This window comes from Nodosilinea sp. LEGE 07088 (genome assembly GCF_015207395.1).
GTDB lineage: Bacteria > Cyanobacteriota > Cyanobacteriia > Phormidesmidales > Phormidesmidaceae > Nodosilinea.
The window spans coordinates 1-22,001 of sequence record NZ_JADEWX010000055.1; the positions used below are offsets into that span (position 1 = coordinate 1).

General features: G+C 54.9%; 21 protein-coding genes. 15 read left to right on the forward strand and 6 right to left on the reverse strand.

Features of this window, described 5'->3' with window-relative positions:
- Positions 1-82: 82 nt before the first annotated feature.
- The 6 genes from IQ254_RS14035 (at position 83) to IQ254_RS14060 (ending at position 6,367) form a co-directional block, all read left to right on the forward strand.
- A complete protein-coding gene (locus IQ254_RS14035; RefSeq protein WP_193966780.1) occupies positions 83-859 on the forward strand; it encodes an MOSC domain-containing protein in 777 nt (258 codons plus the stop codon).
- 41 nt (positions 860-900) lie between these two features.
- Positions 901-2,133 carry a radical SAM family heme chaperone HemW gene (gene hemW, locus IQ254_RS14040; protein WP_193966781.1) on the forward strand — a complete coding sequence of 411 codons (1,233 nt, stop codon included), beginning with the start codon at positions 901-903 and terminating at the stop codon, positions 2,131-2,133.
- A gap of 166 nt (positions 2,134-2,299) precedes the next feature.
- Entirely contained in the window at positions 2,300-3,880 is a 1,581-nt protein-coding gene (serA, locus tag IQ254_RS14045; RefSeq protein ID WP_193966782.1) for a phosphoglycerate dehydrogenase, read from the forward strand.
- Between the two features lie 152 nt (positions 3,881-4,032).
- Positions 4,033-4,947, forward strand: a complete 915-nt coding sequence (gene prmA, locus IQ254_RS14050) for a 50S ribosomal protein L11 methyltransferase (protein ID WP_193966808.1) — start codon at positions 4,033-4,035, stop codon at positions 4,945-4,947.
- 9 nt (positions 4,948-4,956) lie between these two features.
- On the forward strand, positions 4,957-5,172 hold the full coding sequence (locus tag IQ254_RS14055; protein WP_193966783.1) for a hypothetical protein: 216 nt from the start codon (positions 4,957-4,959) through the stop codon (positions 5,170-5,172).
- 10 nt (positions 5,173-5,182) lie between these two features.
- Positions 5,183-6,367, forward strand: a complete 1,185-nt coding sequence (locus tag IQ254_RS14060; RefSeq protein WP_193966784.1) for a homocysteine biosynthesis protein — start codon at positions 5,183-5,185, stop codon at positions 6,365-6,367.
- 4 nt (positions 6,368-6,371) lie between these two features.
- Here IQ254_RS14060 and IQ254_RS14065 read toward each other — a convergent pair whose 3' ends face one another.
- Entirely contained in the window at positions 6,372-7,391 is a 1,020-nt protein-coding gene (locus IQ254_RS14065; protein ID WP_193966785.1) for a hypothetical protein, read from the reverse strand.
- 449 nt (positions 7,392-7,840) lie between these two features.
- Between IQ254_RS14065 and IQ254_RS14070 the strand changes: the two genes are divergently transcribed.
- The gene (locus IQ254_RS14070) at positions 7,841-8,713 is read left to right on the forward strand and encodes a tetratricopeptide repeat protein (RefSeq protein ID WP_193966786.1); all 873 of its coding nucleotides are present in this window, start codon (positions 7,841-7,843) and stop codon (positions 8,711-8,713) included.
- Positions 8,714-8,715: 2 nt separating this feature from the next.
- Here IQ254_RS14070 and IQ254_RS14075 read toward each other — a convergent pair whose 3' ends face one another.
- Positions 8,716-9,027 carry a hypothetical protein gene (locus IQ254_RS14075; RefSeq protein ID WP_228040678.1) on the reverse strand — a complete coding sequence of 104 codons (312 nt, stop codon included), beginning with the start codon at positions 9,025-9,027 and terminating at the stop codon, positions 8,716-8,718.
- Positions 9,028-9,252: 225 nt separating this feature from the next.
- Here IQ254_RS14075 and IQ254_RS14080 point away from each other — a divergent pair, with 225 nt between their 5' ends.
- Together IQ254_RS14080 and IQ254_RS14085 are read left to right on the forward strand one after the other, a co-directional pair.
- A complete protein-coding gene (locus IQ254_RS14080) occupies positions 9,253-9,843 on the forward strand; it encodes a pseudouridine synthase (RefSeq protein ID WP_193966787.1) in 591 nt (196 codons plus the stop codon).
- A 389-nt stretch (positions 9,844-10,232) separates the two neighbouring features.
- A complete protein-coding gene (locus tag IQ254_RS14085; protein WP_193966788.1) occupies positions 10,233-12,002 on the forward strand; it encodes a serine/threonine phosphatase in 1,770 nt (589 codons plus the stop codon).
- A 31-nt stretch (positions 12,003-12,033) separates the two neighbouring features.
- Here IQ254_RS14085 and IQ254_RS14090 read toward each other — a convergent pair whose 3' ends face one another.
- Positions 12,034-12,270: a DUF4327 family protein gene (locus IQ254_RS14090; RefSeq protein ID WP_193966789.1), complete on the reverse strand. Its 237-nt coding sequence runs from the start codon at positions 12,268-12,270 to the stop codon at positions 12,034-12,036.
- Positions 12,271-12,600: 330 nt separating this feature from the next.
- Between IQ254_RS14090 and thrS the strand changes: the two genes are divergently transcribed.
- Positions 12,601-14,406 carry a threonine--tRNA ligase gene (gene thrS / locus IQ254_RS14095; protein ID WP_193966790.1) on the forward strand — a complete coding sequence of 602 codons (1,806 nt, stop codon included), beginning with the start codon at positions 12,601-12,603 and terminating at the stop codon, positions 14,404-14,406.
- A gap of 12 nt (positions 14,407-14,418) precedes the next feature.
- On the opposite strand, the gene IQ254_RS14100 is transcribed toward thrS, so the two are convergent.
- Positions 14,419-14,862 carry an S-layer homology domain-containing protein gene (locus tag IQ254_RS14100; RefSeq protein ID WP_228040680.1) on the reverse strand — a complete coding sequence of 148 codons (444 nt, stop codon included), beginning with the start codon at positions 14,860-14,862 and terminating at the stop codon, positions 14,419-14,421.
- Between the two features lie 140 nt (positions 14,863-15,002).
- Here IQ254_RS14100 and thrB point away from each other — a divergent pair, with 140 nt between their 5' ends.
- From thrB to IQ254_RS14120, 4 genes are all read left to right on the forward strand, one after another.
- A complete protein-coding gene (gene thrB / locus IQ254_RS14105; protein ID WP_193966792.1) occupies positions 15,003-15,935 on the forward strand; it encodes a homoserine kinase in 933 nt (310 codons plus the stop codon).
- 536 nt (positions 15,936-16,471) lie between these two features.
- Complete coding sequence (locus IQ254_RS14110) at positions 16,472-18,082, forward strand: NAD(P)H-quinone oxidoreductase subunit 4 (RefSeq protein WP_193966793.1); 1,611 nt, start codon at positions 16,472-16,474, stop codon at positions 18,080-18,082.
- Positions 18,083-18,310: 228 nt separating this feature from the next.
- Positions 18,311-18,463 carry a hypothetical protein gene (locus IQ254_RS14115; protein ID WP_193966794.1) on the forward strand — a complete coding sequence of 51 codons (153 nt, stop codon included), beginning with the start codon at positions 18,311-18,313 and terminating at the stop codon, positions 18,461-18,463.
- 106 nt (positions 18,464-18,569) lie between these two features.
- On the forward strand, positions 18,570-19,166 hold the full coding sequence (locus tag IQ254_RS14120) for a sulfite oxidase-like oxidoreductase (protein ID WP_193966795.1): 597 nt from the start codon (positions 18,570-18,572) through the stop codon (positions 19,164-19,166).
- Between the two features lie 7 nt (positions 19,167-19,173).
- Here the strand turns inward: IQ254_RS14120 and IQ254_RS14125 are convergent, their stop codons facing one another.
- Entirely contained in the window at positions 19,174-19,476 is a 303-nt protein-coding gene (locus IQ254_RS14125; RefSeq protein WP_193966796.1) for a hypothetical protein, read from the reverse strand.
- A gap of 94 nt (positions 19,477-19,570) precedes the next feature.
- A complete protein-coding gene (locus IQ254_RS32535) occupies positions 19,571-21,040 on the reverse strand; it encodes a LuxR C-terminal-related transcriptional regulator (protein WP_193966797.1) in 1,470 nt (489 codons plus the stop codon).
- Positions 21,041-21,496: 456 nt separating this feature from the next.
- On the opposite strand from IQ254_RS32535, the gene IQ254_RS14135 reads away from it, so the two are divergent.
- Entirely contained in the window at positions 21,497-21,997 is a 501-nt protein-coding gene (locus IQ254_RS14135; RefSeq protein WP_193966798.1) for a PTPA-CTERM sorting domain-containing protein, read from the forward strand.
- Positions 21,998-22,001 lie beyond the last annotated feature (4 nt).

Consider the following 22,001-nt stretch of genomic DNA (forward strand, 5'->3'; position numbering starts at 1 on the left):
CTCCCCCGCTCCCCCGCTCCCCCGCTCCCTCGCATAGTCGCCACACTTAAGCCGCAGTCTACTAGCCAGACGGCAAACTTACATGACACCTTATCTGATTCGCATTGATATTTTTCCGCTCAAGTCGCTGGATGGGGTTTCGGTTGACCAGGCTACGGTGCTGGCTAGCGGGGCGCTGGCGGGCGATCGCACCTACGCCCTATTCGACAGCCAGAATCGCTTCATCAACGGCAAGCGCAACGCCGCCATCCACCGCCTGCGGTCCACATTTTCTCAGCCTGGCGAGACAATCACCCTGGCCATCGACGGGGAGTCGTCCACCGCTACGTTTCACCTTCAGAAACAGCGTCAAGGGCTAGAAACCTGGCTAAGTGACTACTTTCAACAGCCCGTCATCCTACAAGAAAACCGTGACCTGGGCTTTCCTGACGATACTGATGCTGCTGGGCCAACGCTGATCAGCACCGCTACTCTGCAAGCCGTTGCCACTTGGTATAGCCTCACGCTAGAGGAGACGCGCCGCCGATTTCGCACCAACTTAGAAATTGACGGCGTGCCCGCCTTCTGGGAAGACCAGCTCTTTGGCCCCGACCCGGCTCCTGTCAGGTTTGCGGTTGGGTCTGTGATACTGGATGGAATCAACCCCTGCCAGCGCTGTATTGTGCCCACCCGCAACGCTTTTTCCGGTGCCGCCACCCCCAACTTTCAAAAAACATTCATTCAGCAGCGCAACGCCACCCTGCCAGCGTGGGCACCCCGCCAGCGCTTCAATCACTTTTATCGACTGGCGGTCAACACTAAGATCGCGGCTCAGGGGGGCCAGGTTCTCAAGGTTGGCGATAGTGTTAGCGTGATTTAAGATGCGTCCCTTTCTTCATGCGCCTCAGGGACAGCCAACCCATGATTACCAGCCCGATCGCTGCCTACGTTCACATTCCCTTCTGTCGCCGCCGCTGCTTTTACTGCGACTTCCCTATCTCTGTACTCGGCAACCAGCGGCGGGGCGAGACCTCGGGCACGGTAGAGAGCTATGTGGAGCTGATCTGTGAGGAGATCGCGGCCACCCCAGTGTTGAACGATCGCCCCCTGCAAACCGTTTTCTTTGGCGGCGGTACTCCCTCGCTGCTTTCGGTTTCCCAACTCGAAACCATCCTGGACCAGCTGGACCAGCATTTCGGTATCGCCCCTGACGCCGAAATCTCCATGGAAATGGACCCAGGTACCTTTGACTTGGGGCATCTAAAGGGCTATCTCGCCGCCGGGATTAACCGCATTAGCCTGGGCGTTCAGGCGCTGGATGACAGCACCCTTGAAAGCTGCGGCCGCTACCATCGAGTTGCCGACGTCTACCGTTCCGTTGACTGGCTGCACCAGGTCGCCATGCCAAACTGGAGCCTTGATTTAATCTCTGGTTTGCCCCAGCAAACGTTGACCGACTGGGAAACCGGACTGTCGAAGGCCGTCGCGCTCCAGCCCCATCACCTCTCAATCTACGATCTGACGGTGGAACCCCAGACCGTCTTTGCCAAACGCTATCAGCCCGGGGCCGCGCCGCTGCCTACGGACGAGCAAACGGCCACGATGTATCGATTGGCCCAAGCCTGCCTCACATCCCACGGCTATGACCACTACGAAGTCTCGAACTATGCCCAGCCGGGGCACCAATGTCAACATAACTTGACCTACTGGCGCAATCAGCCCTACTACGGCTTTGGCCTCGGGGCGACCAGCTATACCCAACATCAGCGGGTGAGTCGTCCCCGCACCCTAGCCACCTACCGCCAGTGGGTCACGGCGTTTCTGGAGGCCGGAGGAACCTACAGCGAGCCAGCAACACCGCCTATGGAGCAGCTCTTGGATCGGCTGATGGTAGGGCTACGGCTGAAGGAGGGGCTTGATGGGGACGACCTGCGATCGCACTGCCCGGCTAGTCTGTGGCCCACTCTTTACCAGACGCTCCAGCCCCATGTCCAAAACGGGTTAGTGGTAGTGGATGGGGAGACTTGGGCCACAATTCGCCGTCTACGGCTGACCGATCCCGACGGCTTTCTGTTCTCCAACGTGGTTATTTCTGACTGCTTTCGCGCTGTTGAGGATGCGATCGAGACCCGATCGAAACCCGCGCTTTCCTGACCTATTATGATTGACCTATTGCTGTCCTGCGGGGGCGTCCAGCGATAGCACCACCCCTAATATTGCCCTTTCCGCTCCCCCTATTCCCGAAAAGTGCTGTCCATACTCATGTTCAGCTGCACCTTTGGAGTAAAGTAGATCCTTGTGACATTTTTATGGCTTATCCATGCCCAAGGTTTTAGTTTCTGACCCCATTGATCAGGCGGGCCTCGATATTCTCTCCCAAGTGGCTCAGGTGGATGTTAACACCAGCCTCTCCCCCGAAGAGTTAGTGGCAGCCATTGGCGATTACGACGCGCTGATGATTCGCTCTGGTACCAAGGTGACCAAAGCCGTCATTGATGCCGGGCAGAACCTGAAGATTATCGGTCGAGCCGGGGTCGGTGTTGACAATGTAGATGTGCCTGAAGCCACTCGGCGAGGCATTGTGGTGGTTAACTCCCCAGAGGGTAATACCATCGCCGCTGCTGAGCATGCCCTGGCGATGATGATGTCGATGTCGCGCTACATTCCCAGTGCCGATCGCTCCGTCAAAGCCGGGGAATGGAAGCGCAAAGACTTTACCGGGGTCGAAATCTATAAGAAAACCCTGGGTGTAGTGGGCCTGGGCAAAATTGGCTCCCACGTGGCCTCGGTAGCACGGGCGATGGGCATGAAGCTGCTGGCCTACGACCCATTTATCTCTGCCGATCGGGCCGAACAGTTGGGCTGTCGACTGGTCGATCTCGACCTGCTGTTTCGCGAAGCAGATTACATTACTCTGCACCTGCCCAAGACCCCAGAAACGACTCATCTGGTCGATGAAAAGGCCCTGGCCACCATGAAGCCCACGGTGAGAATCATCAACTGTGCCCGGGGCGGCATTATCGATGAAGCGGCGCTGGCCAAGGCTCTGCGAGAGGGCACTATTGGCGGGGCAGCCCTGGATGTATACGAGTCTGAACCCCTGGGCGAGTCTGAACTACGGGAGCTAGGCAAGTCGATTATTTTGACCCCCCACCTCGGGGCTTCCACTGAGGAGGCTCAGATCAACGTGGCTACGGATGTGGCTGAGCAAATTCGCGATGTGCTGCTGGGCCTGCCCGCTCGCTCTGCCGTGAATATTCCCGGTTTGCGCCCAGAGGTGATGAAAAAACTGCGCCCCTACTTGCAACTGGCCGAGACCTTGGGCAATCTGGTTGGGCAATTGGCGGGTGGTCGGGTAGAAGAACTCACCGTGCGTCTCCAGGGCGATATTGCCGGGGGCGATACTCAGCCAATTATGGTGGCAGCGCTCAAGGGCCTACTCTCCCACGCGCTGCAAGAACGGGTCAACTATGTCAATGCTTCCATTGAGGCAAAGGAGCGGGGTATCCACGTGATTGAGACCCGCGACGCCGATATCCGTGACTATACTGGGTCGCTGAACCTCTCCGCCCAGGGCAGCCTGGGTGAACACTCGGTGACTGGCGTGCTTTTGGGAGGCAGTGAAATTCGGGTGACCGATATCGATGAGTTTCCCATTAACGTGCCGCCTACCCAACACATGCTATTCACGCTGCACCGAGATATGCCAGGCATTATTGGCAAAATTGGCTCGCTGCTGGGCAGCTTTAATGTCAACATCGCTAGCATGCAGGTGGGCCGCAAAATTGTGCGCGGTGACGCGGTCATGGTGCTGAGTCTAGACGATCCGCTGCCGGAAGGGATCTTGGCTGAGATTCTTAAGGTGCCAGGTATTCGCGATGCCTATACCGTTAACCTCTAGGGATAGGAAAACTCTGTAGGATGAGCACAGACGTAGCGCTGAGGAATGGTGGAGTGTAGTTTTTGACTATGCTTACCTGAGACCTCTCGCTGAAGTACGAACTGGGCTACTGGTTCGATTGTAATTGTTGCGAGGCAACCGCTGGCATGACTGTGGTCAATACCTGGTGGGAAGTAAAAGTACTGTGTGATCCGGCCCTAGAAGATACGGTCTTCTGGCGGTTTGACAGTTTTGGCAGCCAGGGTACGTCTACCCAAAAGCGAGGATCTGCCTGCGTGGTAGAGGCGTATTTTCCCCAGCATCGCCTCGAATTGCTGGATCTGTCGGCCATGGCTTTGCTGATCAAGCAGGATGCCCTCTGTAGCGATCTGATGCTGCCCCGCATTAGTTGGCATTTGATTGATGAAGAAGACTGGTCAAAGAGTTGGAAAGACCATTGGCAACCAGAGCCCATTGGCGATCGCTTTTTGATCACCCCCGCCTGGCTAGAGCCACCTGCCGGTAATGAGCGGCTGGTGCTGCGCCTCGATCCGGGGGTGGCCTTTGGCACCGGCAACCATCCCACCACCCAGCTCTGCCTAGAGTCGCTTGAAATGCGGTTGATCTACGAACGAACCGATGTCACCATTGCCGATATTGGCTGTGGGTCTGGCATTCTCTCGATTGGGGCGTTGCTGCTGGGGGCAAAAAAATCCTACGCGGTAGATACTGATGATTTGGCGGTGCATTCAGCTAGGGGCAACCGCGCGCTCAACGGGTTAACGGAGGATCAGCTGCCGATTTTGCACGGTAGCCTAGAGGCGATCGCCCAGGCCATTACTGCCCCTGTGGATGGCATCGTGTGCAACATTCTGGCCGAGGTGATCATGGATCTGATTCCCCAGATGCATACCCTGGTTACCCCCGATGGCTGGGGTATTTTAAGCGGCATATTGCTTGACCAGTCTAAGCTGGTGGCCGATACGCTAGAGCAGCATGGCTGGGTGGTGGCTACCCTATGGCGGCGACAGGAGTGGTGCTGCTTGAATGTAAGGCGATCCCCCGAGGGCCCGTTTCGCGAAGCGTAAAACTCAATTATGACACGCTCAAATCTCAGCTTTGTGGTCAAAGTCGTGGCCCTCTCCGGGGCTATCGGTGTGGCGATTAAATATGGGCTACCTAGGTTGCTAGCTGAGTCCCAAGTCGGCCAAAATAACCCCCCTCTCGGGCTCGTGGTTGCGTTACTCCTGTTCCCCTCGGTGCTGATGGGCGGGTTGTTCTGGCTGCGGCGTCACTCGTCTTCCCAGACCTAGGATCTGCCCTATGCGAACCATTGATGGCATTAATGCTAAAATTCGTGAAGGCACGGCAGCGGTGCAGACTGCCGAAGCGTTTAAGGCCTATGCCAAGGAACAGGGGATTGCGGCTGCCGCTGAGGCCGTGGATGTGGTAGTTACCGGTACCTTTGAGCCGATGGAATCTTCGGGCGCCATGCTCAACCTGGGCCATACTGACCCGCCCATCAAACTGCTGGAGTGCTACCTCGATGGAGTGCCTGCCTACGCGGGATTTGGGGCGGTAGATGTGTGTCTGGGAGCGAGTCAGCCGGCGGTAGCTGGGCGCGGCGCAGACCTCGGGGATCCCGAAGAAATGCGTGAGCACGGCGGCGGTCATGTAATTGCGGATTTAGTGGCTGGCCGCAGCGTCCAGCTTCAGGCTACCGGCCATGGTACCGACTGCTACCCGCGCACCGCCCTAGAGACCACTATCACCCGCGACAGCATCAACCAGTTTTATCTCTACAGTCCGAGGGGGTTGTATCAAAACTTTATTGTGGGGGTCAACGGCGGCGATCGCCCTCTGAGTACTTATCTTGGCCCACTGCAACCCCGGTTGGGCAATGCTGTGTACGCCAATCTCGGCGCGCTTTCACCGCTGCTCAATGACCCTGATCTAGAGGTGATTGGCATCGGTAGCCGCATTTTTCTGGGCGGCAGCATTGGCTATGTAGCCTGGGAAGGAACCCAGCACTTTCCCCTACAGCGACGATTGCCCAATCGCACCCCGATTGGCCCGGCTGCCACTCTGGCTCTGATTGGCGATGCCAAACAGATGCAGGCCCAGTGGGTACGAGGTTGCTACTTTAAGGGGTATGGGCCCTCCCTCATGCTCGGTGTGGGGGTGCCTATCCCGGTGCTCAACGAGCAGGTGGCCGCCCACTGTGCTGTGCAGGACGCTGATATAGTGGCACCCGTGATGGATTTCTCAATTCCCCGGCGGGTACGCCCTACCTTTGGCCTGGTCAGCTATGCCCAGCTAAAGTCAGGCAAAATCACCATTGAGGGCCAGCCCGTACGCACCGCACCCTTGGCCAGTATCTACCTGGCCCGCCAGGTAGCGGCGGAACTCAAAGGCTGGATCGAGGCTGGAACCTTTGAACTCACCCACCCAGTAGCCTCTTTGCCTCGAGATCGGATTTTTTTGCCCCAAGACGCCCTGGGGAGCTAACGGACTACTCAGCAATGTTCTCAGGCTTGTCTTCCCGCTTTCTAGGGCGATCGCTGCCTTTGATGCCGGTGGGGCGACGGCTAGGCATGGGCGGTCGGCTGCCCCCACCGCGTGGTCCAGGGCCACGGCGCGCCCCGCTACTACCTTTAGCCCGTTTCTTGGGCGGCACGATGCCCACCATGGAGGCTTCACTCAAGACCAGGATTTTGGCCTCGCGCTTCACTTTAAAATCCCAAAAATAGCCCACTGTACGCCCCTCAATGGTGCCGTGGAGCAGGAGTTTAAAGGGTTTAGACTCTCCCGGGGTGCGCCTGACTCCCTGAAGAATCTTAACGGCGATGCATTTGTCCTCCGGACTGTACTTGATGACCTCGCCACGAATGGAGAAAAAGTTGTCGTCTACCGGGGGTAGATCGGTCAGCTCGGGTTTTTCGGCTGACTTTTTGTCATCTTCAGTACCCTCATCCTCGCTACCCGGATCTTCCCCAGGTAAGCCTAAGGTTTCGGGTTCCCAAACGCCAACGATCTGCAGATGCAAATCTTGATCGTCGTTGTCGAGCTCACGGCGAGTGCGAGGATAGACAACCCAAAGGTGGGAAGCGGTCAGATCAATATGTTTCTTCACCAGGCTGGTAATGCGCCCCAACAGCACTGAGTCAATGACATGGCCATCTTCGGTGGTTAGATTGCCGCGGTTCAGTTGGTCGGCTTCACTGGGCTCGTAGGTGCCCCGCACTAAACCAATGGCCCGATATTGCATGGGCTCACTAGGGGGCGCAATGGGCTGATAGCGATAGGTAGCGGGATCTGGCTCAAGAGCGACCACAGCGGCAGGGGGAGCGCTAGATACTTTGGCCGCAGGCTTGACTGCGGTTGGCTGAGACTCTGGAGCCACAGCCGGACGAACCGGACGAACCGGACGCTGAGGTGGCGATTTCAGCGGCGGTCGCTCGACCGGCCCCTGGTTAACCTCTCCATCTGCTGTAACGTCTTGCTTCACTGCGTCTTGCTCTGTAGAACCCATGACACCACCGATCTACTCTCAATATGAACCAGCTACCCGGCGCAACGGCAAGCTTGCGCATGACTTAGCCTGTAAGCCTAGCGTAACATTCACCCTTTAACGTGACGTTGAGGGGCAATGTTTAGCCGAGATTAACCTAACCTGCGCTTATGTAGCGTTTTATCAGTGGACGTTGCCGGGCTGACTGGCGCATAAGATGGCAGGTAGGTCACTGGCTGTCGCGCAGGATTACAAGGCAGCTACTTTAATTTCCATCCCTGACGCCTGGTAATCCGCATTGTTTCTTAATTTCTTGCCGACTTGTTTGCTACTGTAACCCTGGCATCTGTCAAGTTTGCCTGAGGTCGGGTGCTAGCTGGCGGCTGAGGCGCTAGAATCATTGGCCTGAACTTTTGCGATCGCGCTTTGACCGATGGTGCGATTCTAATGCTCTTCTGTGAGGTACACCTGTGACCGCAAACCGTAATCGTTGGCTCGTCGGCACCGTTTTAATTCTGGCCCTGGGCGCGTTTTTATCGCTATCGCTGCTGCCAATTTTAGGGGGAACCGGGAACCGTCACAGCGGTGACACGGCTGATGCGACGGCACCCGCTGATCCTGACTCTATCCAAGCTGAGCTAGAGGCCCAGGCCCGAGGCTATGAATTGGTACTAGAGCGTGAACCCGATAACCAGACCGCCCTCCAGGGTCTGGTGGATGCCCGTATTCAGCTCGATGATATCGAGGGCGTCGTCGGCCCCCTAGAAAAGTTGGTAGAACTAAATCCAGCTGTACCCGACTATGCTGTGCTGCTAGCCCAGACAAAGCAGCAAATGAATGATTTGGAAGGTGCCGCCCAAATTTATCGTCAGGTGCTTGACCAACAGCCCGGCGATATGAACGCCCTACAGGGCCTCGCTGTACTGCTGGTGCAGCAAGGTCGCCCCCAGGCCGCCATTGGGTTGTTGCAAGACACCCTTAAAACCGCCGATCAGTTGCAGTCAGAAGGGGCGGCAGCTGGCATAGATGTAACGTCGGTCAAGCTACTGTTAGCTCAGGTATACGTCGAAAACAAGAGCCCTGATCAGGCGATCGCTCTCTATGACGAGACCATCGCGGCGGCTCCAGAAGACTTTCGCCCGGTGCTGGCGAAGGCTCTAGTCCTGAGGGAGCAAGGTGACGCCGATACGGCCCAAGCTCTCTTTGCCCAAGCGACATCACTCGCTCCGGCCCAATACAAAGATCAGGTCGAAGAAATGGCCCTTCAAAGTCAGGTCGTACCTGAGGGTAGTAGCGACCCGGTCGATACTCCCAACCCTGCTCCGGCTGAAGCATCGCCCTAGCTTTAGCTGATCAACGCCTGTGCCGACTTGGCTACGCCCTGTTTGGCCGAGCTAGCAGTCGGCTGCACAGCCTCTGCAGGAGAAAACTCAATGTGATTGACCAGGGTAGTCACGAAGGCAAACAGCAAAAACGGAAGTGACAGTACCAAAATCAGCCCTACGGTGGCCAGAGCGTACATGGGCTGTCTGGCTCCCATCAGGGCCAGAGAGGTCGCTAGGCTGATAAATAAAATCACCAACCAGGCAATGATCTGGCCGTAGATATCTCCAAAGGTCAGGGTGCAAGCAAAGCGATATTTATTGCCAATGTCCATGGTGTTGTCCTGCCATAATCAATCCTATACAGATCAGCATATCGGCCTAGCTCCAGGCGCTTGTGTTTCTCAACATTTCCATAAAAGCTGCAATGAAATGTTGCAGTACGTTAAAGACACTGAAAAATCTTGGACTTGCGGGGGTGGCCGTTTGGGAGTGTCTGCTCCAGCCATTGGGAATGGCTGCCCAGGAAGTCCAGGCATTAGATGCGCTGGGATGATGGCATGGGATATCAATATGTCTTGTTTTACAAGCCCTATAACGTCTTGAGTCAGTTCAGTCCAGGCAATACCCCAACGGCTCCTGCCGCTCGCCTAACGCTCAAGGATTTTATCCCGATGCCCGGGATTTATCCGGTCGGGCGTCTCGATCGCGATAGCGAAGGGCTCATGCTGTTGACTAACCATGGCCAGGTACAGCACCGCCTCAGCGATCCCCAATTTGCTCATCCCCGTACCTATTGGGTGCAGGTTGAGCATGTGCCACGACCCTCTGCCCTGGCACAATTGCGCCAGGGGGTCACCATTAAGGGCTACCGCACGCGCCCCTGCCAGGTCAATCTGCTCCAGGCTGTGCCATCATTGCCGCCTCGCCACCCACCTATCCGCCACCGCCAACGTATTCCGACTGCCTGGCTAGAAATGACCTTACATGAAGGCAAAAACCGCCAGGTGCGCCGCATGACGGCGGCGGTAGGGCATCCGACGTTGCGGCTGGTGCGGATTGCGATCGCGCATCTCACCCTAGATCACCTACAACCTGGCCAATGGCGATTGGTTACGCCCAGCGAACGGCAACGTCTGCTACAGATTTAGGAAAAATCGACACACAACTGTGTTCGACTTGTCCTACCTGCGTCAAGAATCGATAGTTTCAGCACGTCACAGTGGGAACAGTAAGTTACCATGAGCTTGCAGCCGAGGGTTGTTAGACTCATCCTGACAAGTGACTATCATTTCCCTGGTGGGTAGGGTGCTCAACCGTTCCGCATTTTTAGTGGTTATGATTAGAGCCTTTGCTAGGTTTCCTGCGCCCAATCTTCGAGTTGTTCGAGCTCCTTTGATTGAGGCGCAATTAATGACTGGCTGGCTGGCCTAACGTTTGGATCATCGCTAGGATGCTAATCTGTCCTCTCTGTGAGTTTCAAAATACTGATTCACAACGATCCTGCGAAGGATGTGGCCAGCCGCTTCAGCGGTGGCGAGTGATAGATATTCCTGACCCTGGGGCAGTGGCACTTAGCCTGCCTCCAGACGATACCGAACACTACATTGATGATGACAAACGCTATCGCGTTATTAGTCCTGGCTCCCCAGGCATGACTGTCGCCGCTGCTGCCTCGTTGACGGTCATCGATTGTCAGCCCAGATTGGCATCTCCTCTGCAAGCCTTGCAGCAGGCCTGGCTTGAATCTCCCGACCTCGATCCTTCCGACCACCCGTTAGCGACCAAAATACCCGCAGTAGCCTATCCCTATCTAGCCCTCCAAGCTGATTATTTCCCGGCTGTGCCAGAGTTACACCATGCCTGGCAAACCCGCGATCGCACGATCCTGTTGGTTGAGAACCGGAGTAGCTGGCTGCCTCTAAGTATTGGGTGGTCTGCTATTGATGATCCGCTACAGCATATTCAGTGGTTGTTTGAGACCACTCTACTTTGGGAAGCTCTAGCCCCTTGGCAGGGACAGTCTACTCTGCTCAACGCCGAGCGACTGACCCTCAATGAAAATAGCCTGCTTTGCCTCACCCAGATTGACCAGGTTGCCCATCAGCCGCCCTTGTCTCTGCAAACTTTAGGATACATGTGGCAATCGATGCTGGGTGTTAATTTTGACTCCCTGCCAGCAACGGTTCAAGTTTTGATCGAGGCTGTAGCTGAAGGCACAGCAACTGATATTAAGTACCTAAAAGACGCCTTGGCTGAAGTGGCAAGGGCTTATCAGCAGCCTGAACCCGATGCGCCAGGCAGAGACTGGAGTGATACAGAATTGGATGCTTCAGTGGTATCAGCTATCAATGCAGAGTCTGACCTAGAGCCCGATCTGCTGGTTGAAGAGCTCGACTTTGACGCTGTCTTTGACACCCAAGAAAGCAGCGACGACGATGGCAATGCCTGGTCTATTGAGGCACCCACCATGGTGCTGCCGATGAAGCTGGCTACCTTAGATGACGCTGGCAAAAGTCACGTAGGGCAGCAGCGCCACCACAATGAAGACTGGTTTTTTACCCAGACTCAGCTACATAAAGTGAGTGGCCCAAAGGGGGTTGTACTTCGCTCTAAGGGGTTTTATGTGCTGTGTGATGGCATGGGTGGCCATGCCTCTGGCGAGGTCGCTAGCCAACTGGCTGTCAGTACTCTGCGAGATTACCTTGCCGAGCATTGGTCTGATCAGCTGCCCGACCAAGGGATCCTGAGCGAGGCAGTGCTCACGGCTAATCAGGCCATCTTTGATATCAATCAGTCTCAGGCGACCTCTGGGATAGGGCGTATGGGAACTACCTTGGTAATGGCGCTAGTGCACAACCTCGACGTCGCTGTCGTGCATGTGGGTGATAGCCGCCTTTATAGCTACAGCAGGCGTTTGGGCCTGCGACAGCTAACCCTTGACCACGAGGTAGGGCAACGAGAGATTAACCGAGGAGTGGAGCCTGAATTGGCCTATGCCCGCCCAGATGCTTACCAACTTACCCAGGCCCTTGGACCACGGGGTAAAGAAGACCTGAGTCCCAGTATCGCCTATCACGAAATCACTGAAGATACGCTGCTGCTGCTCTGCTCCGATGGACTGAGCGACAACGACTTGCTCGAACGACACGTGGATAGCCACATAGCCGACTTGCTCAGTTCTAAAGCAAATCTTGACCATGGCGTCGCTCAGCTGATCGATTTGGCTAACGAAAAAAATGGCCATGACAATATCACAGCCATCCTAATTCGAATTAAATTACAGCCTGATCTGGCACCGCAAGCCTAGGTGTCGTCGTTGGGTTGCAACCGATGGCGCGCTAGTCCTCTTCCCAGGATTGAACTGCTAGCAGCTCATGGATAGGATCTTGGGTGGTGAAATCGAACTCCTCCAGCTCCTTTTTCCAATGCAGCCAGTCGTCTCCAAACAGGAAAGCGATTTTCCAGATTGGATCGCTAGGGCTAACGACTTTAGATTTCTTAACTAAAGACTCAACCTGGCGTTGAAATTTCACCATTGGGTGAGCGACAACTAGGTCGGCAATTGCGTCTGTCATATTTTCGATTAAAAAGCTCTTGAGAACGTTGGTCTAGGACTACAATGCACACACTTGAAACTTGTGCAAACCCAGCCCTATATTCAGGCCAATAGCATAACACAAGGACGAAAAAGTGCAATTCTCGGTTATGAATAGTCTGCCGGGGCCGTGGTGAACGCGCTACAGACGACACCTAAACTCAATATACCTGATGGCACCGATCGCTACCCGAGGTTACTCTCCTACAGGATGGGGAGATAACCGTACCTCTGGCCTAGCTTCTAAGAGTGACCCCAATAATCGCTACACTAGATGTCGCACTCCCTGTTGCCCCCTTAGCGTTGACCAATGGCCCCAGCAGATCTATCGCCTATCTCTCTGCCTCGTACTAGTGAGTCGGAGTCACTAAAGCGCATTCGCCATACCTTCTCCCACGTGATGGCGATGGCGGTGCAGTCCCTCTTCCCCAAGGCGCAGGTGACTATCGGCCCCTGGATTGACTACGGCTTCTACTACGATTTTGATAGCCCTGAGCCTTTCACTGAGCAAGACCTGAAGGCGATTAAGAAAGAGATGATCAAGATCATCAACAAAGGGCTGCCCGTCGTTCAGGAAACCGTGACTCGCGAAGAAGCTCAGCGCCGCATTGCCGATCTGGGCGAGCCCTACAAGCTCGAAATTTTGCAAGACCTGCAAGACCCCATTACCCTCTACCACTTGGGCGACCAGTGGTGGGATCTCTGTGCTGGTCCCCACGTAGCCAGTACCGCCGATCTCAACCCCAAGGCTTTTGACCTAGAGAGCGTGGCCGGGGCCTACTGGCGCGGCGACGAAACCCGAGCCCAGCTGCAGCGTATCTATGGCACCGCCTGGGAAACCCCAGAGCAACTGCAAGAATACAAGCGCCGCCGTGAGGAGGCGAAACGCCGCGATCACCGCAGGCTAGGCAAAGAGCTAGGCCTATTTATCTTTGCTGACGATGTTGGGCCGGGACTGCCCCTGTGGACCCCCAAAGGTACGGTGCTGCGGTCTACCCTAGAAACATTTCTTAAAGATGAACAAACCAAGCGGGGCTATCTCCCCGTAGTTACCCCCCACATCGCCCGGGTAGATCTGTTCAAAACCTCAGGCCACTGGCAGAACTATCGCGAAGATATGTTCCCCCTCATGGCGGATAACGATGCCGATCGCCTGGCAGAAGAAGGCTTTGTCATGAAGCCCATGAACTGCCCCTTCCATATTCAAATCTACAAGAGCGAGCTGAGATCCTACCGAGAACTGCCCCTGCGGTTGGCCGAGTTTGGTACGGTGTACCGCTACGAACAGTCGGGTGAATTGGGAGGGCTAACTCGGGTGAGGGGCTTTACGGTGGATGATTCTCACCTATTCGTGCGCCCCGAGCAGCTAGATGACGAATTTCTCAAAGTGGTAGATTTGATTCTCACGGTGTTCCGCAGCCTCAAGCTGAAGAACTTTAAGGCTCGACTTAGCTTTCGCGACCCTGAATCGACCAAGTATATCGGTGGCGATGAGGTGTGGGAAACGTCAGAAAATGCCATTCGCCGAGCCGTGCGAACCTTGGGCATGGAGTATTTTGAAGCCCCAGGGGAAGCGGCCTTCTATGGCCCAAAGTTAGACTTTATTTTTCGGGATGCGTTGGAACGCGAGTGGCAGTTAGGCACCGTACAGGTGGATTACAACCTGCCCGAGCGCTTTGATCTAGAGTACGTAGCCGAAGATGGCTCTCGCCAGCGTCCGGTGATGATTCACCGCGCGCCTTTTGGCTCTCTAGAGCGGCTGATTGGCATCTTGATTGAAGAGTACGCAGGCGATTTTCCGCTATGGCTGGCTCCGGTGCAGATGCGACTGCTGCCGGTGACCGAGGAGCAGCTAGGCTTTGCCCAGTCGGTAGCCGACCAGCTGTTGGCTAAAGGCGTGCGGGTCGAGGTCGATGCCAGCGGCGATCGCCTGGGCAAGATGGTGCGCAATGCCGAAAAGGCCAAGGTGCCGATCATGGCGGTAGTCGGTGCCAAGGAGCTGGAGGCCAACGCCCTCAATATTCGCACCCGGGCCCGGGGTGAGCTGGGGGCATTGCCGATCGCTGAGGTGGTTGAAAGGGTTGCTGGCGCGATCGCAGCCCGAGCAGACTTCTAGCAGATATCTATCCTAGGGCGTTGTCGGTACCTCAGTCTCAAGCTGGCGCAGGTCGCTCAAAGACTGCTCCATGGCTTCAATCAGCTCCTCTACAGCCTGCCCTTGCTCTGCTTGCTGCTGCTGCACCAGACCTGAAAGTACGCTCAGGCAGGAGTCCATACCGGCGGCAAACTCGTAGCGAGTGACGGCCTCTTCGCCCCGAAAGCTGCCATCGGGGTAGCCACTGATACAGCCGTAGGTTCCCGCCAGATTGAGCAGGGCTGCGTAGGCCCAGTGGTCGGGGGAGACATCGGTAAAGGGTAGCCCTAGGACGGCCTCATCTGCCTGAGCGCTGGGTTCAATGGCGGAATTTTTGGTGTTGGGTGCCGCAATGGCAGGGGCGATCGCCGCCAGCATGCTAAAGCCAATGCCTAGCCCTAGGCTTAGAGCACCGCGAAATAATGGCTGAGTCGTCATCCCACATCTCCGAAAACAGCTTTTATGTCTCATTGTAGAGGCAGGCCCATTGTAGAGATAGGCTTGAGGGCGTCTTCATGGGCACCCATAGTGATAGTATCCTGGGCCTGATTGTTCCATAGCTGTCGGAGACTTTTTCGGTGACTACATCTGTTTGGGTGACTGTACCTGCCACAACCGCCAATATTGGCCCTGGTTTTGATTGCTTAGGTGCAGCGCTTACCCTATACAACCGCTTCCGATTTAATCTGCTTGACCAGGCACCGGGAGATGTGGCCATTGAGGTGCAGGGGCTAGACGCCGGGCGGGTAGTGACTGATCGATCTAATCTGGCCTACAAAGCCTTTGCCAGCTACTTCCACAGGCGAGGACTTGTCGTGCCAGCGGTGGCGATCGCAATTGATCTCGATGTCCCCCTAGCGCGGGGCTTAGGCAGCTCGTCAACGGCCATTGTCGGGGGGCTGCTGGGGGCCAACGCTCTCTGCGAGGATCCCCTTGATCTAGCCGCCCTGGTCGAGATGGCCATTGCTATCGAAGGTCATCCCGATAATGTAGTGCCTGCTTTGGTGGGGGGATGTCAGCTTGCCGTGGCGAATGACAGCGGTTCCCCCACGCTATGTCCTATCCCCTGGCACAAAGAAATCGTTCCTGTCGTGGCTATCCCAGATTTTGAGCTGTCTACGGTGGCGGCGCGTCAGGTACTCCCCAGCACCTACAGTCGTGCCGACGCTATTTTTAATGCCGCCCATCTGGGGCTACTGCTGCGGGGGTTGGCGATGGGGCGCGGCGACTGGCTACAGGCCGCGATGGGCGATCGCATTCACCAGCCCTATCGCCAAACGCTGATTCCTGGCTACGATACGGTCGCTAGGGCAGCTGCCGATACAGGGGCCTACGGCTTAGTCATCAGTGGTGCTGGCCCGACGTTGCTGGCCTTGGCCCCAGCCCAGAAAGCCCCTCAAGTCTGTAACGCCATGGCCACGGCCTGGCAACAGGTAGGACAATCGGTAAAAACTCGAGTGCTGGCTCTCGAAACACAGGGAGCCAGCGTTTCCCCAGTAGCTATTGCCTAAGAACGATCTGGCACCCGCTAGGCAATGCAGAACATTTAGGCAAAACCAAGCAGGCACAGCAGCAGCCACAGCTCATGCGGTGGCCTCAACCCCAGATGTTGCAAAGCTTAAGATTCCGAAGCATTGATATACATAAATGTGAGTGCTCAGTTTAATTAATTAAACTGAGCACAGGCCTTAAATGCCTGTACAGTCTTCATGCCAGACTTTTGAATGTCAATCTTCCAAGATTTTTTACAAAAACTGCTTATCAAAAGTTTATTAAGTTTCCTATACTAGAGGCGAGCGCAAAGATAGGTATATATCTCTATCGATCTTGCAGTCCGGTTTGTTTTTCGTCATTCCCGTCAAGGGCATGGTTTGCTCGCTGAAGTCCTCCGACCTCCTCGCCTAGGGTAGGCCGCCGCGAACAGCAACGGTAGCTCGTCGGTCAAACGATGGCTCCGCCAAGGGTATGTGTCTGTCTCAAGCAGACACTGGAACCGGAATATAGATGCGCTAGCTGTTTTGTTGTAGTACTACTCACGCGAATTGTCATGCTAACCGAGCAATTTCCGTGGCTGACGACCCTAGTTGTGTTGCCTCTACTGGCAATCTTGCCGATACCCGTGCTGCCCGACCGCAATGGTCAGACTCTGCGCTGGTACGCCCTAGGCATTGGCTTTATTGAGTTCTCGCTCATTCTCTATACGTTCACTAATTTTTATGACCTGGGCCAACCTGGGTTGCAGCTGGTTGAGAGTTATAGCTGGGTGCCTCAGGTGGGGCTGACCTGGTCTTTGGGGGCCGATGGCTTGGCTATGCCTTTAGTGGTGCTGAGTGGGTTGGTGACGACCCTGGCTATTTTGGCATCCTGGAACATAACCCGTCGCCCTCGCCTCTACTTCAGCCTCTTACTGGTGATGTACAGCGCTCAGGTCGGTGTTTTTCTAGCTCAAGACCTAGTCATGTTCTTTTTCATGTGGGAGCTAGAGCTGGTACCGGTGTACTTGCTTATTTCTATCTGGGGCGGCAAGAAGCGGCTATATGCAGCAACTAAGTTTATTCTTTACACCGCGATTGGGTCTATCTTCATTTTGGTTGCGGCTTTGGCGATGGCCTTTTATGGCGATACGGTCACCTTCAACCTGACAGAGCTAGCCCAAAAAGACTACAGCCTCACTTTCCAACTGCTGGTTTATGCGGCCTTCCTAGTCGCCTTCGCGGTCAAGCTGCCAATTTTCCCGCTGCACACTTGGTTGCCCGATGCTCACAGCGAAGCCCCTGCGGCAGTATCGATGATTTTGGCCGGGGTGTTGCTGAAGATGGCAGGCTATGGTCTCATTCGCATGAATATTGAGATGCTGCCCGCTGCGCACCTCTACTTTGCCCCTGTGTTGGCGATTCTTGGTGTGGTGAATGTGATCTACGCATCCATGACGGCCTTTGGTCAAGATAATCTCAAGCGCCGGATGGCTTATTCTTCGGTTGCACATATGGGATTTGTACTAATCGGCTGTGCTGCTTTCACCACCCTAGGTATGAGTGGTGCGATGCTGCAGATGATTTCCCATGGCTTGATTGCGGCGGCTATGTTTTTCTTGTCTGGTGTCACCTACGAGCGTACCCACACCCTAGATATGGATGAAATGGGGGGTATCGCTCGCAAGATGCCCAATAGCTTTGCCTTCTTTACGGCTGCTTCAATGGCGTCTCTTGCTCTGCCCGGCATGAGCGGCTTTGTGAGCGAGATCGCGGTTTTTCTCGGCGTTGCCACCAGCGATGTCTACAGCACGGCCTTTAAGACGGTGATTATTGTAGGTGCTGCTGTGGGGGTTGTGCTTTCTCCCATTTACTTGCTCTCGATGTTGCGCCGCATCTTCTATGGTGATGCCGGCCAGGTTTTGAGCAAGGTGCCAAACATGGTCGACATTCGACCTCGGGAGGCCTTTGTTGCCGCCTGTCTATTGGTGCCAATTATCGGTATTGGGATCTATCCAAAGCTAGCTACCCAGGTCTACGATGCTAAAACCGTCGAGGTGGCCAGCCATGTGCAGACCACTCAACTCGCTGCCCAGCCTGCTTCTCCGTTGTACGCCCACATTATGAGTGCTCCCAGGGTGACGGTGGCTGAACTGCCCACTGCTTTGACGGCGCAGATTGACTAGGCCTCGTTGCTACATCGCGTAGAACCTGCACCCTGGCCGAGTTATTGGCCGGGGTGCGATTTTTTTGGGGGATTAGGATTGCGGTCTGCAAGACAATTTCAGTACTGGTTCTGGGCACTCTGACAAACGAACACCCGGTGTCACACTAATAACAGGCGTCTTAAAGACCCCAACAGCTCCCACTAACGCGACCCGTTAGCTTTTTGGCACAACTTTTCTCTAAATGTTATGGCTCAGCAACATCAATGTCCTCACTGCAATCATTCGCACCTGCTGCGCATTGGGGTCAGGGGCATTCGTCAGTGTGCACAGTGTAAGGCCTATGTCGATGTGCGATCGCGTCACTGGCTGAAGCGCTTAATCCATGATTTAGCCGCCTAGGTTAGGTAGCTTATATTTAACCAGGGCATTACGGTGCTTCTAGCGGTGATGTCAGCCTGGAGAACATTGAGCGACAATGAATCTGATCTGATTCGTAACATAGCCCATGGCAGGTAAGTTCTTTCATAAACCGGGGCCAGAGCTAGCCCATCGCGTTCCCCCAGGGCAACATCTAGCGCAGGGGTTTCCGGTGCTAACCTACGGCGATACACCCGTTGTAGACCAGGCCAACTGGTCCTTAGCTGTCACCGGACTGGCCCAGCCCAAAACCTTTACCTGGGCCGATATGATGGCGTTGCCCCAGGCTGACTTTACCGCTGATTTTCACTGCGTGACCACCTGGTCGAAGCTCGATGTAACTTGGCAAGGCATTTGCGTTACCGATTTGATGGCCCAGCTTAAGGTTGACCCAGCTGCCGCCCATGTGATGTTGCATTGTTACGGTGGCTACACCACTAATTTGACCTTAGCTGACTTCGCCCGACCTGAAAATTTTTTGGCTCACACACTTTTTGGTGAACCATTGCCCGCAGAGCACGGGGGCCCTATGCGCCTGGTCGTGCCCCATCTTTACGCTTGGAAGAGTGCGAAGTGGATCAACGGGATCGAATTTTTGGCCAACTCAGTCGCTGGCTTTTGGGAGCGCAATGGCTACCATCAGCGCGGCGAGCCTTGGGCTGAAGAGCGATATAGCGATCGCTAAGAGCTGCCTACCGATTGCCGTAGCGGCCCCAACTCAGAAACGCAGTGACCACATAGAGCACGATGGTAGAACCAACGATCGAAGGTACCACGGGTACCCCCTGAAAGCTCCAGGTAAGCCACGGTAGGTTGAGGTTGTACTGTTGCAGCAGATGGTCAGCCCCCCACTGGCCGACTAAAACGCCGACCAAGCCAATTAATACTAGGCCCAAGAGTTTGCCGGGCACTCGTCGAGGAATGAGGATGTTGGCGGCAAAAGCGCAGACCATGGCAATTAAAACTTGAACCAGTAGGCTAACAAGGTCATCCATAGGGGTGTGCTCCTGCAACCAGGACTATTGAAGTCACGTACAGATTTACTGTACCCATCTATGCTCGCTTATCTTCTGAAGGATTGCGGGGGATTTAGATCCATCCTTGAATAGCTGCTTGGTAGACGGCCTGATAGCGATTTTTGGCCTGGAGTTTGGTCAGGCTATTGTTGATGTGAAACTTTACGGTACTTTCGCTGATGTACAGATGGTTGGCAATATCGCGATCGCGCAACCCTTGGGCCAATAACGCCATAATCTCTTGCTCTCGCTCTGACGGACGTGGTGCCCCAGGTTCAATCGATATGCCCCCACCAGGTTGCCCCTCACTAATGCGCTGCACGACCTGCCGTAGCTGATCGGCATCTATCGTCCAGTCAATCAAAGCTTGGGCCTGAGGTGAGGGAAGCCTAGAGGCTTTGACTCTGACCCAAATTACGCGGTCAGATGCTTGAGCAATAGTCTCACTGTCAGTAATAACCACTGCCTCTGAATCAAACGGGTCACATACGGTGAGCCGGGCTGTATAGGCCATGCAGGTAAGCGCAACCTGGACTAAGGCGGTACTGCATTGGATGCTAACTTTAGGCTCTAGAAAATTGCTGCTGTAGGGGGTTCTCAGGGTAATCTGCACCAACTGCTGCTGGGGGCCAGGCTGAGTTTGCAGACTCCCGCCTAGGCAGGTGGCCATAAACCTCAGCTGATGGCAGCGCGATCGCCAACGGTCTGATGTATCTTCGGCTGTGTGGGCAATACCATCGGCTGCAATGGTTACGAGCGCCTCTAGCGCGACATCATCGTTGCTGTAGACCAGTCGTGCATAGTCACAGTTAAATTCCTCCAGCAGTTCGGCCAACTGCACAAAAATATGATTGACGGAGGCAGGCAGCGGAGTTTCAGTTCCCACCAGTGCCATGGTGGTGGTCGTTAGAATTGTAGCGAGCTGATCGGACAGGGTTGCCCGATATGGAATAGGAGCTGTAGATGGGAAAGTCTTTGCTTGCACTGCGAGAGACGCGTCAAGGGCAATGGTAGCCGTCATGCAGAGCACCTGGAGTACTTCTAGAAACTCTGCCGCCATAGGACTGCGGCTAAAGGTCGCAAGTACACCAATGACGCGATCGCTGGTCATGAGCGGATAACCCGCAAATCCCTGAATGCCATTTTCAATTGCCCAGGCACGATCTTTAACCCAGGCTTCTTCAGCTAAACGATTGCTGAGAAAGGGGACTCGGTTTTGGGCAATTTTCCCGACCTTGTAGGCCCCCATCGGCACCCTGGCAAACGCGCCATTGGTATGGGTATATAACCCCGAGGAAGCCACTAACCGAAGTGCAGTTTGGTCGGGCTCGACCACCCAAATGCGGGCAAACGCGCAGCTGAACTGATCGACCAGGCCATCGGTAATACAACGGGCTACGGTTTCGGTTTCAAAACATCCTGACAGACGCTGGGCGATTTTATTCACCCGCTGCAAATCTAGCAGCAGTCGAGCCTGGTTGGGCAAATCAGTTCTGAGGCCATTTACGCCGTCGAAAGCAGAACTCACGATTGTGCTTGCCATATCTGTGTCTAGCTTGAAGTGAAGTGAGTCAATACTCTGTATCGCTTGACACAGCCTGTTATTTGTCTCCAAACGGTGTGCTTATTGCCGAGCAGGCTGCATGATCCGACGTAGATCCGACGTAGCGGCAGCGGAAAAGGTTCATTCCAGCCCCAACTTAATGAAAATACGGATGGTTTTATCTCAACTTTGTAAACCTTGGGGGCTGTACTGAGCCATGCTTCTAAATTTTTTGCTAGAACGTGAGCAGAGCATAAATCTTGCCTGGGGTAAACCCCTGGTCGCGAGCTACCCGGATTGCGCATCTGCCTCTTGTAAATAGTTGAAGCCCCCCTTGTGGAGATGCAGATGAAGATGAGATTAAGAGGTATCGGCCTTGGGGTCGCTACTGTGTTGACTCTGGGTACCGTCTGGACAGATTCTGCTCAGGCGTTCTCACTGGGTGAGACAGTCACAGTGACTAACCTCCTGGACAAAGGCAATTTAGGGACTGATATTTTTCAGGGGCCAGAGGACGTTGTGGTAGTGACCCCTGGCCTTGAACTCGTACAGTTTGGCGGCATTTGGGATATTGACCTGGATGATAACGCTATTTCGTTTAGCCTGAATTCTATATTTGGGAATGTCGAGTCTGGCAATGACATCTATCGCTTCGAAGCCCCTAATCTTTATCAGCCGGGGCAGTTACCCACGATCAACATCTTTAGCTTTGCTGCCTTTTCGCCTGATAACAGCCCCTTTGCAAGATTCACGGGTAGTAACAAGCTGGAAGTTGTTTTTCCCCTCGGCTTTGCCCCAGAAGGGCTAATACCACCACAGCCAGATACCCCGTTGGCTATCACCACTACCCTACCAGTCCAACCCTTTGTAGTGCCTACGCCAGCTTTGTTGCCTGGGCTAATTGGTATGGGGTTAACGATATGGCGCAAGCAGCGTAGAGATGACGACGCGAGTTAGCCTC

Excerpts from the sequence above, each read along its gene's own strand:
- IQ254_RS14115 (WP_193966794.1), top strand. The coding sequence starts at position 18,311 with ATGGCTCAGCAACATCAATGTCCTCACTGCAATCATTCGCACCTGCTG.
- IQ254_RS14100 (WP_228040680.1), bottom strand. The coding sequence starts at position 14,862 with ATGACGACTCAGCCATTATTTCGCGGTGCTCTAAGCCTAGGGCTAGGC.
- IQ254_RS14075 (WP_228040678.1), bottom strand. The coding sequence starts at position 9,027 with ATGGACATTGGCAATAAATATCGCTTTGCTTGCACCCTGACCTTTGGA.
- IQ254_RS32535 (WP_193966797.1), bottom strand. The coding sequence starts at position 21,040 with ATGGCAAGCACAATCGTGAGTTCTGCTTTCGACGGCGTAAATGGCCTC.
- IQ254_RS14035 (WP_193966780.1), top strand. The coding sequence starts at position 83 with ATGACACCTTATCTGATTCGCATTGATATTTTTCCGCTCAAGTCGCTG.
- IQ254_RS14120 (WP_193966795.1), top strand. The coding sequence starts at position 18,570 with ATGGCAGGTAAGTTCTTTCATAAACCGGGGCCAGAGCTAGCCCATCGC.
- IQ254_RS14090 (WP_193966789.1), bottom strand. The coding sequence starts at position 12,270 with ATGACAGACGCAATTGCCGACCTAGTTGTCGCTCACCCAATGGTGAAA.
- IQ254_RS14055 (WP_193966783.1), top strand. The coding sequence starts at position 4,957 with ATGACACGCTCAAATCTCAGCTTTGTGGTCAAAGTCGTGGCCCTCTCC.
- hemW (WP_193966781.1), top strand. The coding sequence starts at position 901 with ATGATTACCAGCCCGATCGCTGCCTACGTTCACATTCCCTTCTGTCGC.
- IQ254_RS14080 (WP_193966787.1), top strand. The coding sequence starts at position 9,253 with ATGGGATATCAATATGTCTTGTTTTACAAGCCCTATAACGTCTTGAGT.
- IQ254_RS14110 (WP_193966793.1), top strand. The coding sequence starts at position 16,472 with ATGCTAACCGAGCAATTTCCGTGGCTGACGACCCTAGTTGTGTTGCCT.
- serA (WP_193966782.1), top strand. The coding sequence starts at position 2,300 with ATGCCCAAGGTTTTAGTTTCTGACCCCATTGATCAGGCGGGCCTCGAT.
- IQ254_RS14060 (WP_193966784.1), top strand. The coding sequence starts at position 5,183 with ATGCGAACCATTGATGGCATTAATGCTAAAATTCGTGAAGGCACGGCA.
- IQ254_RS14125 (WP_193966796.1), bottom strand. The coding sequence starts at position 19,476 with ATGGATGACCTTGTTAGCCTACTGGTTCAAGTTTTAATTGCCATGGTC.
- thrS (WP_193966790.1), top strand. The coding sequence starts at position 12,601 with ATGGCCCCAGCAGATCTATCGCCTATCTCTCTGCCTCGTACTAGTGAG.
- IQ254_RS14065 (WP_193966785.1), bottom strand. The coding sequence starts at position 7,391 with ATGGGTTCTACAGAGCAAGACGCAGTGAAGCAAGACGTTACAGCAGAT.